Here is a 15,469-nt window from a genome sequence, read left to right on the forward strand (position 1 = left end):
GTCGACCTCCCGACCCCATGAGCGACCACAACTGACTGATCAGCAGATTAACCCGCCGCTCCGACAACGCTCACGGCAGGGGTCCGGTTACGCAACCGGAGCTGTGCGGACGTACCACCCGCGGCGTTCCGTACGCGTACCCACCGGGAGGGCTAGCAGGCCCCGACCCACTCCTCCTGGCCGTCGCTGAACGTCTGGTGCTTCCAGATGGGCACCTCGTGCTTGAGGTCGTCGATCAGCTTGCGGCAGGCCGCGAAGGCCTCGGCCCGGTGCGGGCAGGAGACGGCGACGACGACCGCGAGGTCACCGACGGTGAGGTCACCGACGCGGTGCACGGCGGCCAGGGCGCGCACGGGGAAGTCCGCGACGACCTTCTCCGCCACCCGCCGCAGCTCGGCCTCGGCGGTGGGGTGGCTGGAGTACGCGAGCGCGTCCACGTCGGCGCCCCCGTCGTGGTCGCGCACCGTGCCGACGAACAGGGCGGTGCCGCCCGCGGCGTCGTCACCGACGGCCTGGAAGACCTCGTCGAGCGACAGCGGCGTGTCCCGGATCGCAAGCAGCCGGATCGGCGCGTCGGCGGCCTGCTCGCCCGGGTGGTCGATCGGAGTACGTGCCATGGGGCCATGGTGCCGCACGCGACGGACCCGACGGAATAGCGCTATCCCCCAGGGCCCCCGCGGCCCACTTGGCCATCCGTACGACCCGGCGCAGGGCCCTTGGCGGCTTCCCCTCGCCGGGCTGTGCCCGCGACGGCGAGCGCGGGGACAGGGGCGGCTCAGGGGCCCGGAGAGGCCGTCAGAGCCGCCGCCGCGCCTTCCGGGCCCGCCGCACCAGGGCGGCCGTACCCAGGAGGGCCACGGTGGCGCCCGCGGCCCCCGCCGCCGTCGCGTCCTTGCGCCCGAGGCGCCGCCCGGCGACGGTCCGCCGTCCCGCGACCTCCTCGAGCAGCTCCGCGAGGACCTCCTCGTTGGTCCACTGCGGCCGCCATCCCGCGTCGTGCAGCCGGCTGCCGCTGACGACCCAGGGGTACATCGTGTAGGCGAGGTCCCCGGCCGGGGACGGCGTGAGGCCGATGCGGTGCAGCCGCGCGGCCGCCCCGAGGGCGACGGCGGAGGGCAGCTCCATGCGCCGGATCCCGCTCAGCTCCTCGACCTCCTCCTGTTCCAGCCACCCGTCGCAGCCGACGGCCAGCTCGCCCTCGACCTTCTCCAGGACGGCGTACTCCAGGGCGCTGCACAGGTCGTCGACGTGGCAGAACTGCCACGCGGGCCGGGACCCGGCGACGACGAGGAGCCGGGGCGACTCGAAGTAGCGGGTCAGCGCGGTGTCGGTGCCGCCGACGAGGACGGCGGGCCGCACCACGGTGACGTTCAGGCCGGGGTGGGCGCGGGGCGCGCGCCGGGCGAGCCGCTCGATCTCCAGGAGGTCGCCGACGCCGGTCGCCTCCGCGGTCGCCCGCAGTTCGGCGTCTTCGGAGAGGGGCAGTTCGTTGTCGGCGAGTGCTCCGTAGACCATCGCCGATGTGCACAGGACGACCCGGTGCACCCCCGCGGCGGCGGCCGCGGTCAGCACGGTCTGCGTACCGCGTACGTTGTACGCCGTGCGGGCCGCCCCGTCGGTCTCCAGGTCGAGGTCGAGCGCGAGGTGCACGACGACGTCCACGCCGCGCAGCTTCTCGGCGATCGCCGGGTCGCGGACGTCCAGGATGTGCCACTGGGCGGCGGCGCACTCGCCGCGCCGCTCGTCGATGGCCACGACCTGCTTGATCTCGTCGGACTCGGCCAGGCGCTCGGTCAGCAGCGCGCCCACGCCCGCCGCGGCGCCGGTCACGGCGACGACAGGCCCGCGCACCGGGGCCGGGGTCGAAGGGTTTCGCGCTGCGCGAACCTGCGGATCTGGGGAACTCACCGGGCGTCTCCAGCGGTTGTCTTCAGTACGTATGCGAATGACGCGTACGTACCAGGTGGCATCCATCCTGCCGCAGCCCCCGAGGCGGCGAAGCACCGAGGCCCGATCCCGTCACGGTGTCTACCCTGGGGGGTGTTGTCGGGCAGCCGCCGCCGGACCCAGATCCGGTGGCCTTACGAGCCGAGGAAACCCGTGAGTGACACCCCATTCGGATTCGGCCTTCCGCCGGAGGAGCCGGAAGACGGCGACGAGGGCAAGAAGAAGGACACCCCCGGAGGGGGCCAGGGTTCCGGTGGCCCTGGGAACCCGTTCGGTTTCGGTGTGCCCGGACTGGGCGGCCCCGGCGGCGGGGACAACCCGTTCGCCGCGATGTTCGGTTCCATGAACCCCAGCGACCTGGGCGCGGCCTTCCAGCAGCTCGGCCAGATGCTGTCGTACGAGGGCGGTCCCGTGAACTGGGACATGGCCAAGGACATCGCCCGCCAGACCGTCGCCCAGGGCACGGCCGACGGCACCAAGGACGCCAGCGTCGGCCCCGCGGAGCGGACGGCCGTCGAGGAGGCCGTGCGCCTGGCCGACCTGTGGCTGGACGACGCCACCTCCCTGCCCTCCGGCTCCGGCACGGCCGTGGCCTGGAGCCGCGCCGAGTGGGTCGAGGCGACCCTGCCGGCGTGGAAGGAGCTGGTCGACCCCGTCGCCGAGCGCGTCGGCGTGGCCATGGGCGATGTCCTGCCCGAGGAGATGCAGGCCATGGCCGGCCCGCTGATCGGCATGATGCGCTCCATGGGCGGCGCCATGTTCGGCCAGCAGATCGGCCAGGCCGTGGGCGTCCTCGCGGGCGAGGTCGTCGGTTCCACGGACGTCGGCCTGCCGCTGGGCCCGGCGGGCCGAGCGGCTCTCCTGCCGGTGAACGTGACGGCGTTCGGCAAGGACCTCAGCGTCCCCATGGACGAGGTGCGGCTGTATCTGGCCCTGCGTGAGGCCGCCCACCAGCGGCTCTTCGCGCACGTGCCGTGGCTGCGCTCGCATCTGTTCGGCGCCGTGGAGGGCTACGCCCGCGGGATCAAGGTCGACACGAGCAAGCTGGAAGACGTCGTCGGCCAGTTCGACCCGCAGAATCCGGAGCAGCTTCAGGAAGCCCTTCAGCAAGGCATGTTCCAGCCGGAGGACTCCCCCGAGCAGAAGGCCGCCCTGGCCCGCCTGGAGACGGCTCTGGCGCTCGTCGAGGGCTGGGTGGACGCGGTCGTGCACGCGGCGGCGAAGCCGCGCCTGTCGTCGGCGGACGCGCTGCGGGAGACGCTGCGGCGCCGCCGGGCCACCGGTGGGCCCGCCGAGCAGACGTTCGCGACGCTCATCGGTCTGGAGCTGCGCCCGCGCCGCCTGCGCGACGCCTCGCGCCTGTGGGCCTCCCTCACGGACGCGCGCGGCGTCGACGGCCGTGACGGCCTGTGGGCGCACCCGGACATGCTCCCGACGGCGTCCGACCTGGACGACCCGGACGGCTTCGTGCACCGCGAGCAGCTGGACTTCTCCGAGCTGGACAAGATGCTCGGCGAGGCGGCGCACGGCGGCACGTCGGGCAAGCCGGACCTCACGGAGGGGGACGACTTTGCGGCGGGCGGCGCCCCTGAGGGCGGCTCCTCCGAGGGCGGCTCCTCCGAGGGCGGTTCCCAGGGCGGCTCCACCGAGGGCAAGGGCGACGACGGCAAGTGACTCTGCGTGACGACGCGGTGCTCGTGCTGAAGGCGTACGAGCACCAGGACGACCTGCGGCAGTACTACTTGGACCATCTGTCGGCCCACCCGGACGACGGCATGTGGAAGGCCTGCACGGACGGGCACGTGACCGCCAGCGCGCTGGTCGTCGACCCGTCCCGCGGGCGCGTGCTCCTCACGCTGCACAAGAAGCTGGGCATGTGGCTCCAGATGGGCGGGCACTGCGAGCCGGGCGACCGCACCCTCGCGGAGGCGGCCCTGCGGGAGGCCACCGAGGAGTCCGGCGTCCAGGGCCTCACCCTGCTGCCGGGCGGCCCGGTGCGCCTTGACCGCCACCCGATCCCGGGCCCCTGCACCCAGCACCTGGACGTGCAGTACGCCGCCCTCGCGCCGTCCGGCGCGGTGGAGGCGATCAGCGACGAGTCCCTGGACCTGCGCTGGTTCGCGTACGACGAGGTGGCGGGCGTGGCCGACACGTCCGTCGTGCGCCTCGTGGAGGCGACGCGGGAGCGCCTGCCGGTGTGACGGCCTCCTGACAGGCGGCATGGGTAAGGGGCGGTCGCCATGGCGACCGCCCCTTACCCATAGCAGTCGGAACCGACAGGGATCGGAACCCACAGGGGTCGGAACCCATAGGCACTCAAAGGGATCGGGCTCAGTTCCAGACGTTGCTCTGGTTCTGCCCCCGGGCGCCCTGCTGGCCCACGCCGAACTGGGCGCGCGCGCCCTGGCCGATCTGGGCGTGCTGCGGCGGCAGCAGCTCGCTGGGCTGGACGAGCGCGTAGCCCTGGCCCATGAAGCTGAGTTCCCAGCCCTCGCCGGTGTTGCCGCGGCGCCGCCACACGCCCGAGGAATGCGTCTGTGCCTGCATCTGCACCCGCAGGCCGCTGGACCAGGCGACGATCGCGTCCGCGTCGGCGTTGACGTACCGGTCCGGGGTGACCTGGAGCATCAGCGGCTGCCCGGAGGTCATCAGGGCGACCTTGCCGCGGCCGGTGATGTTCAGCTGGTACTTGCCGGAGCCGGAGATCCCGTACTGGCTGTCCACCGCGATCACCTGGTGGGACAGCGAGGAGTCCATGGCGAGGACGTAGGAACTGTCCACCGTGAGGCCGTCCTGCTCCACGTCCACGACGTGGATGTACTGGGCGAGGTTCGCGAAGTAGACGGTGCCCTGGCCGTGGCAGCGCATGAGGTCAAGGCCCTCACCGGTGTGCGCCCGGGCCCGGCGCTGCCCGCCGGACTGGAACTCGGCGTCGAACTCGACGAGCCCCTGGTAGGCGACCATGGCGCCCTTGCGGGCGAGCACGTCGTCGTGGCCTGTCAGGGCGACCCGCAGCAGCTGCGGGTTCTGGACGGTGTAGCGCTCCTGGGTCTGCTGCTCGGAGTGTGCGAAAAGCGAGCTTTGCATGGTGGTGCTCCCCCTCAGCTCCGGATCCGGAGGCGGTCGGTGCTGTCCTCACTGGGCTGTACGACGACGATGCCCTCTCCGGAGAACCCCATCTGGTAGGCCTCTCCGCTGCCGCGCCCGATGAGGGAGCCGGCCTTGAAGCTGCGCTTGCCCTTCACCTTCAGGTTCGGCGACCAGGCGATCAGGGCGTCGGGGTCCACGTACGTCTCGTCCTCGCCGCGGCCGCAGTCGACGACGACGGGCGTGCCGCGCGAGGTCAGCGCCACCCAGCCCTGGCCGGACACCTTGATGTTCCACAGGCCCTGGCCCGCGAACTTCGCGAGGCCCTTGACCCGCTCGACGCCCCACTGGAGGTTCGCGTCGAAGGCGAGGAGGTTGGTGCCGTTCACGGAGAGCGCGTCGCCTGCCAGGTTGATGACGACGACGTCGGCCCCGTAGTCGGCGAGGTAGAGCAGGCCGTCTCCGGAGCACTTCATCAGGGGGGCGCCTTCGCCGGTGATCCAGTCGCGGGCGATCTGGCGGACGGCGGGCGGGTTCGGCTCGTACTGCACGAACCCTTCGTAGGCGACCATCGACCCCACGCGCGCGAAGAGGTCGTTTCCGGTCTGCATGGCGACCTTGACCATGTGGTGGCCGTGGTTCTCCATGCGGGCGGCGACAGGGGCCGGGGCATAGCCCGCGAGCGGCTGGTTCATGACGGGCTCCCTCAGACCTCGTACGGCTGGACGACGATGAAATTGCCGGGCGCGCCACGGAACTGGAGGTTCACGCTCTCCCCCGTGGAGCCCGCTGAGGCGTTGCCGCGCAGCCTGACCTGGCTGGACACGATCGCCTGGGCGGCGGCCGACCACGCGACGACCGCGTGGCAGTCGGCGAAGGTGGTCGGGGTCACCGGCAGCACGACGGGCGTGCCGTGCGTCTTGACGACGACGGTGCCGCTCCCCTGGAACTGCATGACGAACAGCGCGCCTCCGGGGATGCCGTGCCCCTCGATGCGGCGCACCTCGTGCTGGAGGGACTCGTCGAAGGCGAGGACGTTCTCCGCGGAGACGCAAAGGGCGTCTCCTTGGAGTTCGATGGGGTGCAGGTGGGTGCCCTCTTCGGCGAGGAACACCTGGCCGCGGCCCGTGCAGCGCATCAGCTGCATCTCCTGGCCGGTGGCGTTGCCCACGACGCGGCCCGCGAAGCCCGCGCCCTTGTAGCTGAACTCGACCTTGCCCTGATAGAGCACCATGCTGCCCTGCCGGGCGAGCACGGGCTGGCCGCCGACGTTCAGGTCGATGCGGACCATCTTCTCGTTCTGCTGCGTCCAGCGCTGGCCCGTGCCCGCCTCGCGGTACTTCTGCAGCGCGGCGGCCACACCGGCGGCCTGCGGCGCTCCGGCGGCGCTCGGCGCACCGTGCGCGAAGGGCGGCGGCGCCTGGCCGGGAACCGGGGCCGGGGGCTGCTGGCCGTAGCCGGGCGGAAGCGGCGCCGACGGCTGCTGGTCGTACCCAGGAGGGGGCGGCGCGGACGGCTGGCCGTATCCGGGGGGCAGGGGTGCTGACGGCTGCTGGCCGTAGCCCTGCGGCTGCCCGTACGGGGCCGGGGCCTGGGGCGGGACGGGGGCCGGGGGCGGCACCGGGCCGCCCGGCTGGCCGAGCGGGGCCACGATGGTCTGCGCGGAGTGCACGGATGGGGCGGCGGGGGCCGGCGCGGGGGGTGGGGTGTGCGGTGCGGGGGCCGGGGGCGGCGCGGGGGCCGGAGCCTGGGCCGCTGGGGCCGGGGCCGACGGGGCCGGAGCCTGGGCCGCTGGGGCGGGGGCCGCTGGGGCCGGGGCCGAGGGGGCCGGGGCGCCGAACGCGGGCGGCTGCGTGGCGCCGCCGGGCGGGGCGAAACCGGGCACCCCGGCGTGGCCCTGCGGCTCGGGCGCCGCGGGCTCGTCCTCGGCAACCTCGCCGCCGAAGTTGCGCAGCAGCGCGTCCAGGCCGCCGTCGAAGCCCTGCCCGATCGCGGCGAACCGCCACACGTCCTTCAGGTAGAAGTCACCGAGCATCAGCGCCCGCTCGGTGGAGAACTCCGAGCCGCTGAAGGCGTACCGGGCCACTTCCTCGCCGCCCGCGACGATCCGGATGTAGCCCGAGGCGATCTGCGACATCTGCCCGGCGCCGTCGATCGCGGCAGTGAACGACAGCTTCTGGATCTGCGGCGGGATCCGGTCCAGGGTGACGCGGAAGGACTCGTTGTCCCCGGCCTGCGCGCCCAGGAGCTGAAGCGACTCCTCCGGGGACTTCGGCTGGTTGAAGAAGATGAAGTAGCGGTCGTCCGACAGCCGCTCGTCCGCGTCGAGACCGAAGCAGCTGATGTCGAAGGTCAGCCCCGGGGCAGCGATGTGCACACCGACGTACAGATCGGTCCCCGCGGTGAGGTCACTGATCTTGGCCTTATGGCCGCGTTGGAATTCCCTGGGCATACGTAACGACCGTCCCCCATCCCGAAGGTGAATGCGTCGCGCCAGGCTAACCGCAAAGTCCGACAACGGACGAAGCCGGTACAGACCCGGTACACAACCACCTCGGGGAGGCGCGGGCCGCCCCACGCGCCCTGCCGCGCCGAGGCGCCGGTCACTCCTCCCGGGCGGCGGGAAGGTGCGGCAGCCGGTCCGCGGCCGCCACCCCTTCGAGGTAGCCCCGGGCGCGCTCCGTCCGCGGATACGCCTCCAGGAGCTGCCAGAAACGCGGCCCGTGCCCCGGCACCAGCAGATGCGCAAGCTCGTGGACCAGTACGTAGTCGACCACGTACTCCGGCATGCCCTGCAACCGGTGCGAAAGGCGGATGCTGCCCTCCGCCGGCGTGCACGAGCCCCACCGGGTGTTCTGATTCGTCACCCAGCGCACGGACGTGGGGCGCGCCCTGCCGTCGAAGAACTGCTCCGAGAGCCGCCGCGCCCGCTCGGCCAGCTCACTGTCCCCAAGGACCCGCTTGCTCTCCTGCGCGGCCAGTTTGTCCAGCATCACGGTCACCCAGCGCTGCTCCTCCGCCTCGGACATGCGTGCGGGGATGAGGACGACCGTGCGGTCCCCCTCGCGGTACGCCGAGACCGTTCGCCGTCGGCGGGCACTCCGCCGCACCTCTACCGCGGTCGCCGCCGCACCGGGCGACGGCGGGCTGGTCGCGCTGCGCTGTGGACTTCCGGCGCGGTGCAGTGGGTCGGCGGGCACGCCTTGACGTTACCCGTTCGGCGAGCGGGAAGTCCCGCCTCCGGGACGGTTCGATATCGATCCCCTCCCCGTCCGCTCGATTAGCTCGATTAGTACGACAAACACTCACCGCCTGTGGACAACCCCGAGCACGCTCCGAGCCGGACGGGCATGCTGACGGTCGAGCGCACCCTCTCGAACCGCGCCTCGCCACGAGACTCGAAACGCGGCTCGAAACGCGGCTCGAAACGCGGCTCGAAGCGCGGCTCCAAGCGGCTGATCGACGGTCGCGGCGCGCTCGGCGCACGACACACAACTTGGAACGGGCACGACACGGCAACACACGGGGGAACGCATGCATCCGATCCTCAAGCCAGCACTGCGACGCGGCTGGCGCGATCTCAACACCGTCCAATGCGGGGTGACGCCCGCGCACGCCCGGGTGCTCGGCCCCGTGGACACCGCGACAGGCAGCTTCCTCACCCTCCTCGACGGCACACGCGGATTGCCCCTCCTGCGCGCGGAAGCCAAGAGAATGGGCCTGCCCGAGGGGCATGTGGACGCACTGCTCCAGCGCCTGGAGCAGGCCGGCCTGCTGGACGACGCGACTGGCGGCGGCCCGGCCGCCGACGCCCTGCGCGCCCGCCCGGACGTCATGGACCGGCTGCGCCCGGATCTGGCTGCCCTCTCGGCCGTCACCCCACGTCCGCACGACGGCATCCGCAAGCTGGCCGCCCGCCGGGCCACACGCGTGCGCGTGCAGGGCACCGGCCGTGTGGGCGCGCTCGTGGCGTCGGTCCTGTCCGGCGCGGGGGTGGGGCAGGTGGACGTGCGAGACGGAGGCTGCGTCGAGCCCTGGGACGTCGCCCCGGGCGGACTGCCTGCCGAGTCCGTCGGTCAGCGCAGGGACGTCGCGGCACGGCGGGCCGCGCGCCACGCCGCGCCGGGTCGCCCACCACGGCACCCCGAGGACAGGGCGGACGGTGAGCACCCCCTGTCCCTGGTCCTGCTCACCCCGCGCGACGGCCTCGACGCCTACGCCCCGGCGCCGTCCGGGGCGGAGCCGCTGCTCGCCGCCGGCATCCCGCACTTGTACGCGGGCGTGATCGAGGGGACCGGCGTGGTGGGGCCCCTGGTGCTGCCGGGCGTGAGCGCCTGCGGGGGCTGCCTGGCCCTGACCGAGTCGGACCGCGACGCCGCCTGGCCGCGCATGCTGGCGCAGTGGCACTCGGGGCACCGGCGTCAGGTGCCCGCCTGTGACCTGGCCCTTGCCACCACCGTGGCCGGGCTCGTGGCCGCCCATGCCCTGGCCTTCCTGGACGGCGCGGCGCCCTCGCTCACGGGCGTGCGCTGGCTGGCGGAGGCCCCGCGCTTCGCCTGGCGCGCCCAGCGCGTACCGGCGCACGCCACATGCCCCTGTGGGGCGAGTGAGCGCGTTAAGGGGGAGGACACCTCCGTGGATCGAGAGCCACACGAGACAATGACCGGTGTAACCGCCTGAGAGGGCGCGGCTGTCTGGGAATTGGAGGGGCGCATGTCTGATCTTCCCCGGAAGGCGGTCACCCGTACCGCCAAACTGGCCGCGCTGCCGCTCGGCTTCGCGGGCCGCGCGACCTGGGGGCTCGGCAAGAGAATCGGCGGGAAGTCCGCGGAAATCGTCGGCCGTGAGCTGCAACAACGCACGGCGGAGCAGTTGTTCAAGGTCCTCGGCGAGCTGAAGGGCGGGGCGATGAAGTTCGGGCAGGCCATGTCCGTCTTCGAGTCCGCCCTGCCGGAGGAGGTCGCCGGGCCCTACCGCGCGGCGCTGACGAAACTCCAGGAGGCCGCGCCGCCGATGCCGACCCGCACCGTGCACGGCGTGCTCGCGGAGCGGCTCGGTGAGGACTGGCGGGAGCTGTTCCAGGAATTCGAGGACAAGCCCGCCGCGGCGGCCTCGATCGGCCAGGTGCACCGGGCCGTGTGGGCGGACGGCCGCGATGTCGCGGTGAAGGTGCAGTACCCGGGCGCCGGCGAGGCACTGCTCTCGGACCTGAACCAACTGGGCCGCTTCGCCCGCGTCCTTGGCCCGCTCATCCCGGGGATGGACATCAAGCCCCTCATCGCGGAGCTGCGCGACCGCGTCTCCGAGGAGCTGGACTACGACCTGGAGGCACAGGCCCAGCGCGCCCACGCCGAGGAGTTCGCGGACGACCCGGACGTGATCGTCCCCGACGTGGTGCACCAGTGCGAGCAGGTCCTGGTGACGGAGTGGATCGACGGGGTACCGCTGGCCGACGTGATCACCGACGGCTCGCAGGAGGAGCGCGACCGCGCGGGCCAGCTCCTCGCCCGCTTCCTGTTCTCCGGCCCGGCCCGCACGGGCCTGCTGCACGCCGACCCGCACCCCGGTAACTTCCGCCTGCTCCCGGGAGAGAAGGGTGAATGGCGGCTCGGCGTCCTGGACTTCGGCACGGTGGACCGGCTGCCCGGCGGACTGCCCCCGACGATCGGGCGCTCCTTGCGGATGACGGTCGAGGGCCAGGCCGACGCGGTCTACGAGATGCTGTGCGAAGAAGGCTTCATCAAGGACTCCGTCGACCTGGAGCCGGAAGCGGTCCTCGACTATCTGCTGCCGATCATCGAGCCCGCCCTGGCGGACGAGTTCACATTCACGCGCGGCTGGATGCGCAGCCAGGCGACACGCGTGGCCGATCCCCGCTCCCCCGCCTACCAGTTGGGCAAACGACTCAATCTGCCCCCGTCGTACCTGCTCATACACCGCGTGACGCTCAGCACCATCGGCGTCCTGTGCCAGCTGGGCGCGACCGTGCGGATGCGGGACGAGCTGGAGGAGTGGGTCCCCGGCTTCCTTCCGGACGAGCCGGTGGAACAGGGCGAGGAGCAGGAGCCGGGCGACGGCCGAGAGCTGGACGAAGCGGCGGCTGAGGCATGACCTGACGCGGGGAGGGCTGGGGGTGGGGAGGGGGCGGGGGGGGGAGGGGGAGCCCCCCCCGGAGCGTCGATCACCACCAGGCCGAGTCGAGTCTCCCCTCGATAGCCCGAATGTTGTCCCGCGCACAGGCGTCGCAGAAGTAGTGGCGGATGCCGTTCTCCACGGAGCAGGTCCAGGTGGGGGGCCGGCCGTTGGCGACCGTGCCGCAGCGGGAGCACACGAAATTCTCGGTGTCCGCAGGCTGAGAAGGCTGCTGGTCCACTCGGCGACCTTATCGCCGTCGCCGGGTGTTCGGCGGGCACAACGCACCGCGGGGGCCGGTCCGTTCGGACCGCCCCCCGCGAGGTTTGCCGGGAAGCTCGGTGGGAGCTTCCGCTGCCGGGTGGCAGCGTGGCACCGCTTTTACTGCATGACCGCCATGGCGAGCGCGCGGCGGGCGCGCAGCGAGGCGCGCTCGGCGCGGCGCTGCATGCGGCGGGCCGCGATCAGGCGGGCGGCCGGGCGTTGCTGCTCGGCCTCACGCAGTCGCTCGTGCATATGCGCACGGGCCATGGCTTCTGGGATGAGTTGCATCTCTCGGGTCCTGTTCTGGCGCGAGCCGGTCGCGCCGGTGGTGGTGAAGTCTGAGGTCGCGGAGCCGGTGGGCTCACTCGCGGGTGCCTTCATCGGGGCCTGCTTCTTCGGGTCGTGCGTCAGGGGGCGGTCGATCGTTCCGGCGGTACTCATGCCACTACCGGGTTCTTCCGCGGACGGCCACGCGGGCGCTTGCGGGCTACGACGACGCCCTGGACGAACAGCTCACCGCCCCAGACACCCCACGGCTCACGCCGCTCCTTGGCGCCGGCGAGGCAGGCCTCCATCAGCGGGCAGGTGCGGCAGAGCGACTTGGCGTACTCGACGTCGGCCGGGGACTCCGCGAAGAAGACCTCCGGGTCGTAGGCACGGCAGGGGACGGGCACGCCGAGGTTCTCGATGGCGTCGTCGAGCGCGGTGAGCGCGGTGAGGGGAGTCAAGGTCGGGTCCTCCGTGGGTGCGGGCGGGGGGAGCGTGTCTGAAGGCGGTACGGACGGGGCGTGCGCTTCGAGTTGCACGGTGGTGTTCTTCCTCGTCTGTCGTTCCGGCCTGGGTCGGCCGGTTGGCGGCTGGTACCGGGTCTTGCGGTGGCCCCTTCGCTCTGTCTCCCTGTTTTGGGGAAAACAGAAGGGCCGCGGATCCCGGGTGGGGTTCCGCGGCCCTGAAGGCGCCGGTCTGATCGAGATCAGACTGGATCACTCCAGGGTTCGAGCCCACGGAAGGCCCACATCGTGTGGTGCTGCGTCGTCTGCTTCCGGAATCCGGCACCGGCTGCCGCGAAGGCATAGGCCTGCGCCTGTGCGATCGCTACTGCTGCTTCCGGTGCCTGGGTCGGTCGCTCATTGCCCTCGCGGATCTGGAGACCCGTGGCAGGCAGGGAGGCAGTCGGGCGAACGGCGGCGTTGCCGACGGACAGACCGGTGCCCTGGTTCGAGAAGCCGAGCAGGCAGGAGGCGACGACCGAGCGATCGGTCATTTTGACGGTGCTGATGAAGCTGGCGTTGGTGCTGATCACTGGAATCGCCTCCTCTCGGCGTCTAGGGGATCGGCCGGGACCGATCCTTCGGACTGACAAGTACAGCACGGAACCGGGGCTCCGGAGAAGCCCGCCGTTTCCGTGTTAAGAACCTATGGGGCTTGCTGGCGCCTACGCAAACTATTTTTTCGACGAGTTTGAATCAGTTCGCCTCGCCACCGTCGGCAACCTCCTGACCTGCGCAAATGGCGAGGACGTCGGCGCCGTAGGTGCGCACCTTGCGCTGGCCGACGCCGGGGATGCGGGCGAGCTCGCCCTCCTCCTCGGGCGCGGACTCGGCGATGGCGATCAAGGTTTTGTCCGTGAAGACGCAGAACGGCGGCTGTCCGATGCGGCGCGCGTGCCCCGCGCGCCACTCCCACAGGCGCTCGTAGAGTCCTTCGTCCATGTCCGACGGGCAGTCTTCGCAGCGCATGAGTTTCATCTCACCGGCTTCGGTGAGGGTGCGGCCGCAGACGCGGCAGCGGGCCGGGGTGCGGCTGGTGCGGCGGCGGGCTCTGGGGCCGCTGGCCTCGGTGCCGCCGGTGCCGCGCTCGATGCCGCCTGTGCCGCCCGCGGCGCGCGCTCCGGCGGTCGCGCCCGAGCCGGGGCGCAGTCCGTCGAGGAAGCGGGTGGCTCGGCGGTTGGGGCGGCCGCCGGGTGAGCGGGAGACCGCCCAGGACAGGGAGAGGTGGGCGCGTGCGCGGGTGACGCCTACGTAGAGGAGGCGGCGCTCCTCCTCGACCTGTTCGGCGGTTTTGGCGTAGGTGATCGGCATCATGCCTTCGGCGAGGCCGACCAGGAAGACGGCGTCCCACTCCAGGCCCTTGGCGGCGTGGAGGGAGGCGAGGGTGACGCCTTCGACGGTGGGGGCGTGCTGGGCGGCGGCGCGCTCGTCCAGTTCGGCGACGAGGTCGGCGAGGGTCGCGGAGGGGGTGGCGCGGGCGAAGTCCTCGGCTAGGCGTACGAGGGCGGCGAGGGACTCCCAGCGGTCGCGGACGGCGCCGGATCCGGCGGGGGGCTCGGTGGTCCAGCCCTTGGTGGAGAGGACGGCCCGGACCTGGGAGGGGAGGTCGACGACGTCGTCGAGGAGGGTGTCGTTGCCGCCGAAGCGGGCGGCGCCGCGTAGGGCCGCGCCGGCCTCGCGGACCTCGGTGCGTTCGAAGAAGCGCTCGGCGCCGCGGAGCTGGTAGGGGATGCCGGCGTCGGCGAGGGCCTGTTCGTAGATCTCCGACTGGGAGTTCGTGCGGAAGAGGATCGCGATTTCGCTGGCGGGGGTGCCGTCGGCGATGAGGGCGCGGATGCGGCGGGCGGCGCCTTCGGCTTCGGCGGGTTCGTCCGGGTACTCGGTGTAGATCGGTTCGGCGGCGGGTTCGCGCTGGGAGACGAGTTCCAGGCGGTGGTCGGCGGCGCGGCCGCGGGCCTGGGCGAGCAGGCCGTTGGCGAGGCGGACGACCTGGGGGGTGGAGCGGTAGTCCCGGACGAGTTTGACGACGGTGGCGCGGGGGTGGCGGGTGCGGAAGTCGAGGAGGTGGTCGGGGGTGGCGCCGGTGAAGGAGTAGATGGTCTGGCTGGCGTCGCCGACGACGCAGAGGCTGTCGCGCTCGCCGAGCCACAGTTCGAGGAGGCGCTGCTGGAGGGGGCTCACGTCCTGGTATTCGTCGACGACGAAGTGCTGGTACTGGGAGCGGACCTGCTCGGCGATGTCGTGGCGGTCCTGGAGGATGCCGACGGCGAGGAGGAGGACGTCTTCGAAGTCGATGACGGAGCGGTCTCGCTTGAGGTCTTCGTAGGCGGCGTAGAGCTGGGAGATCTCGGCGGGGGCGCGGGGGGTTTCGCGGCCTGCTCGGGCGGCCGCCGCGGCGTAGTCGGCGGGGACGGTCTGGGTGACCTTGGACCATTCGATTTCGCCGGTCGCGTCCCGCAGTTCGTTGCGGTCGAGGCGGATGCGGCAGGCGGCAGCGGCGTCGGCGACGAGTTGGATCTTGCGTTCCACGAGTCGGGGCAGGGGGCCGCCGACGGCCTTGGGCCAGAAGTACTGGAGCTGGCGCAGGGCGGCGGAGTGGAAGGTGCGGGCCTGGACGCCGTGGGCGCCGAGCTGGCGGAGGCGGCCGCGCATCTCGCCGGCGGCGCGGTTGGTGAAGGTGACGGCGAGCACGCTGGCGGGCTGGAGGATGCCCGCGCGCACTCCGTAGGCGATGCGGTGGGTGATGGCACGGGTCTTGCCCGTGCCCGCGCCGGCGAGTACGCAGACCGGCCCGTGCAGGGCCGTGGCGACCTCGCGCTGCTCGGGGTCGAGCCCGTCGAGCACCGCGTCGGCCGAGTCCGGGACCCGCGGGAAGAGGGGGGAGTGCGTTGCTGCTGTCACCCTCCAATGCTGCCAGTTCCCGTGGGACGCGTGAGCGGGGTTATCCACAGGGAGGCAGCCGCAGTCGTATTAATCCCCGGGGAGAGGTCTTGGGGGTGCGGGAACGCGTCGCGGAGGTACTGGGAAGCGTCGCGGAGGTGCGGGAAGCACCGCGGAGCTGCCGGGACGCCCGTGGGTGTGCTGGGCCGCGTCGCGGGGGGGGTGAGGGGACGTGTCGTGGTGGCGCCGGGTCGCGTCACGGAGGTGCGGGGACGCCTCGCGGAGGTACTGGGAAGCGCCGCGGAGGTACCGGGACGCCCGTGGTGGTGCCGGGACGTGTCGTGGGGATGCCGGGCCGGGTCACGAGGCGCGTCGCGGAGGTGCGGGAA

The 15,469-nt window shown here is 72.3% G+C and carries 15 protein-coding genes; 4 read left to right on the forward strand and 11 right to left on the reverse strand.

Annotated features, from left to right (window positions below; genetic code table 11):
* Positions 1-152: 152 nt before the first annotated feature.
* On the reverse strand, positions 153-617 hold the full coding sequence (locus AC07GB_RS02335; RefSeq protein ID WP_478841331.1) for a molybdenum cofactor biosynthesis protein MoaE: 465 nt from the start codon (positions 615-617) through the stop codon (positions 153-155).
* 178 nt (positions 618-795) lie between these two features.
* A complete protein-coding gene (locus tag AC07GB_RS02340) occupies positions 796-1,908 on the reverse strand; it encodes an SDR family oxidoreductase (RefSeq protein WP_144320819.1) in 1,113 nt (370 codons plus the stop codon).
* A 192-nt stretch (positions 1,909-2,100) separates the two neighbouring features.
* On the opposite strand from AC07GB_RS02340, the gene AC07GB_RS02345 reads away from it, so the two are divergent.
* Both AC07GB_RS02345 and AC07GB_RS02350 read left to right on the forward strand, forming a co-directional pair.
* Positions 2,101-3,621, forward strand: a complete 1,521-nt coding sequence (locus tag AC07GB_RS02345) for a zinc-dependent metalloprotease (RefSeq protein ID WP_478841332.1) — start codon at positions 2,101-2,103, stop codon at positions 3,619-3,621.
* A complete protein-coding gene (locus AC07GB_RS02350) occupies positions 3,618-4,148 on the forward strand; it encodes an NUDIX hydrolase (RefSeq protein WP_478841333.1) in 531 nt (176 codons plus the stop codon). Before AC07GB_RS02345 ends, AC07GB_RS02350 begins: the two co-directional genes overlap by 4 nt.
* Positions 4,149-4,278: 130 nt before the next feature.
* Here the strand turns inward: AC07GB_RS02350 and AC07GB_RS02355 are convergent, their stop codons facing one another.
* The 4 genes from AC07GB_RS02355 to AC07GB_RS02370 form a co-directional block, all read right to left on the reverse strand.
* On the reverse strand, positions 4,279-5,034 hold the full coding sequence (locus AC07GB_RS02355) for an AIM24 family protein (RefSeq protein WP_478841334.1): 756 nt from the start codon (positions 5,032-5,034) through the stop codon (positions 4,279-4,281).
* Between the two features lie 14 nt (positions 5,035-5,048).
* On the reverse strand, positions 5,049-5,729 hold the full coding sequence (locus AC07GB_RS02360) for an AIM24 family protein (protein ID WP_478841335.1): 681 nt from the start codon (positions 5,727-5,729) through the stop codon (positions 5,049-5,051).
* A gap of 11 nt (positions 5,730-5,740) precedes the next feature.
* The gene (locus tag AC07GB_RS02365; protein WP_478841336.1) at positions 5,741-7,486 is read right to left on the reverse strand and encodes a TerD family protein; all 1,746 of its coding nucleotides are present in this window, start codon (positions 7,484-7,486) and stop codon (positions 5,741-5,743) included.
* A 151-nt stretch (positions 7,487-7,637) separates the two neighbouring features.
* Complete coding sequence (locus AC07GB_RS02370; protein WP_478841337.1) at positions 7,638-8,234, reverse strand: M48 metallopeptidase family protein; 597 nt, start codon at positions 8,232-8,234, stop codon at positions 7,638-7,640.
* Positions 8,235-8,568: 334 nt separating this feature from the next.
* Here AC07GB_RS02370 and AC07GB_RS02375 point away from each other — a divergent pair, with 334 nt between their 5' ends.
* Both AC07GB_RS02375 and AC07GB_RS02380 read left to right on the forward strand, forming a co-directional pair.
* Complete coding sequence (locus AC07GB_RS02375; RefSeq protein WP_478841338.1) at positions 8,569-9,714, forward strand: ThiF family adenylyltransferase; 1,146 nt, start codon at positions 8,569-8,571, stop codon at positions 9,712-9,714.
* A gap of 33 nt (positions 9,715-9,747) precedes the next feature.
* Complete coding sequence (locus tag AC07GB_RS02380; protein WP_478841339.1) at positions 9,748-11,145, forward strand: ABC1 kinase family protein; 1,398 nt, start codon at positions 9,748-9,750, stop codon at positions 11,143-11,145.
* Positions 11,146-11,215: 70 nt separating this feature from the next.
* On the opposite strand, the gene AC07GB_RS02385 is transcribed toward AC07GB_RS02380, so the two are convergent.
* The 5 genes from AC07GB_RS02385 to AC07GB_RS02405 form a co-directional block, all read right to left on the reverse strand.
* Positions 11,216-11,407: a hypothetical protein gene (locus tag AC07GB_RS02385; RefSeq protein ID WP_478841340.1), complete on the reverse strand. Its 192-nt coding sequence runs from the start codon at positions 11,405-11,407 to the stop codon at positions 11,216-11,218.
* Positions 11,408-11,547: 140 nt separating this feature from the next.
* The gene (locus tag AC07GB_RS02390; RefSeq protein WP_478841341.1) at positions 11,548-11,871 is read right to left on the reverse strand and encodes a hypothetical protein; all 324 of its coding nucleotides are present in this window, start codon (positions 11,869-11,871) and stop codon (positions 11,548-11,550) included.
* Positions 11,868-12,236, reverse strand: a complete 369-nt coding sequence (locus AC07GB_RS02395) for a WhiB family transcriptional regulator (RefSeq protein WP_030359819.1) — start codon at positions 12,234-12,236, stop codon at positions 11,868-11,870. The genes AC07GB_RS02390 and AC07GB_RS02395 overlap by 4 nt, the downstream gene beginning before the upstream one ends.
* A gap of 167 nt (positions 12,237-12,403) precedes the next feature.
* A complete protein-coding gene (locus tag AC07GB_RS02400; protein WP_478841342.1) occupies positions 12,404-12,733 on the reverse strand; it encodes a hypothetical protein in 330 nt (109 codons plus the stop codon).
* Positions 12,734-12,896: 163 nt separating this feature from the next.
* Complete coding sequence (locus AC07GB_RS02405) at positions 12,897-15,101, reverse strand: ATP-dependent DNA helicase UvrD2 (RefSeq protein WP_478841343.1); 2,205 nt, start codon at positions 15,099-15,101, stop codon at positions 12,897-12,899.
* Positions 15,102-15,469: the final 368 nt, after the last annotated feature.

The sequence above is a fragment of the Streptomyces sp. NPDC045778 genome (assembly GCF_056431945.1).

Bases quoted from the DNA above. Each gene is read 5' to 3' on its own strand.
- AC07GB_RS02335 (WP_478841331.1), bottom strand. From the start codon at position 617: ATGGCACGTACTCCGATCGACCACCCGGGCGAGCAGGCCGCCGACGCG.
- AC07GB_RS02355 (WP_478841334.1), bottom strand. From the start codon at position 5,034: ATGCAAAGCTCGCTTTTCGCACACTCCGAGCAGCAGACCCAGGAGCGC.
- AC07GB_RS02360 (WP_478841335.1), bottom strand. From the start codon at position 5,729: ATGAACCAGCCGCTCGCGGGCTATGCCCCGGCCCCTGTCGCCGCCCGC.
- AC07GB_RS02365 (WP_478841336.1), bottom strand. From the start codon at position 7,486: ATGCCCAGGGAATTCCAACGCGGCCATAAGGCCAAGATCAGTGACCTC.
- AC07GB_RS02375 (WP_478841338.1), top strand. From the start codon at position 8,569: ATGCATCCGATCCTCAAGCCAGCACTGCGACGCGGCTGGCGCGATCTC.
- AC07GB_RS02380 (WP_478841339.1), top strand. From the start codon at position 9,748: ATGTCTGATCTTCCCCGGAAGGCGGTCACCCGTACCGCCAAACTGGCC.
- AC07GB_RS02390 (WP_478841341.1), bottom strand. From the start codon at position 11,871: ATGAGTACCGCCGGAACGATCGACCGCCCCCTGACGCACGACCCGAAG.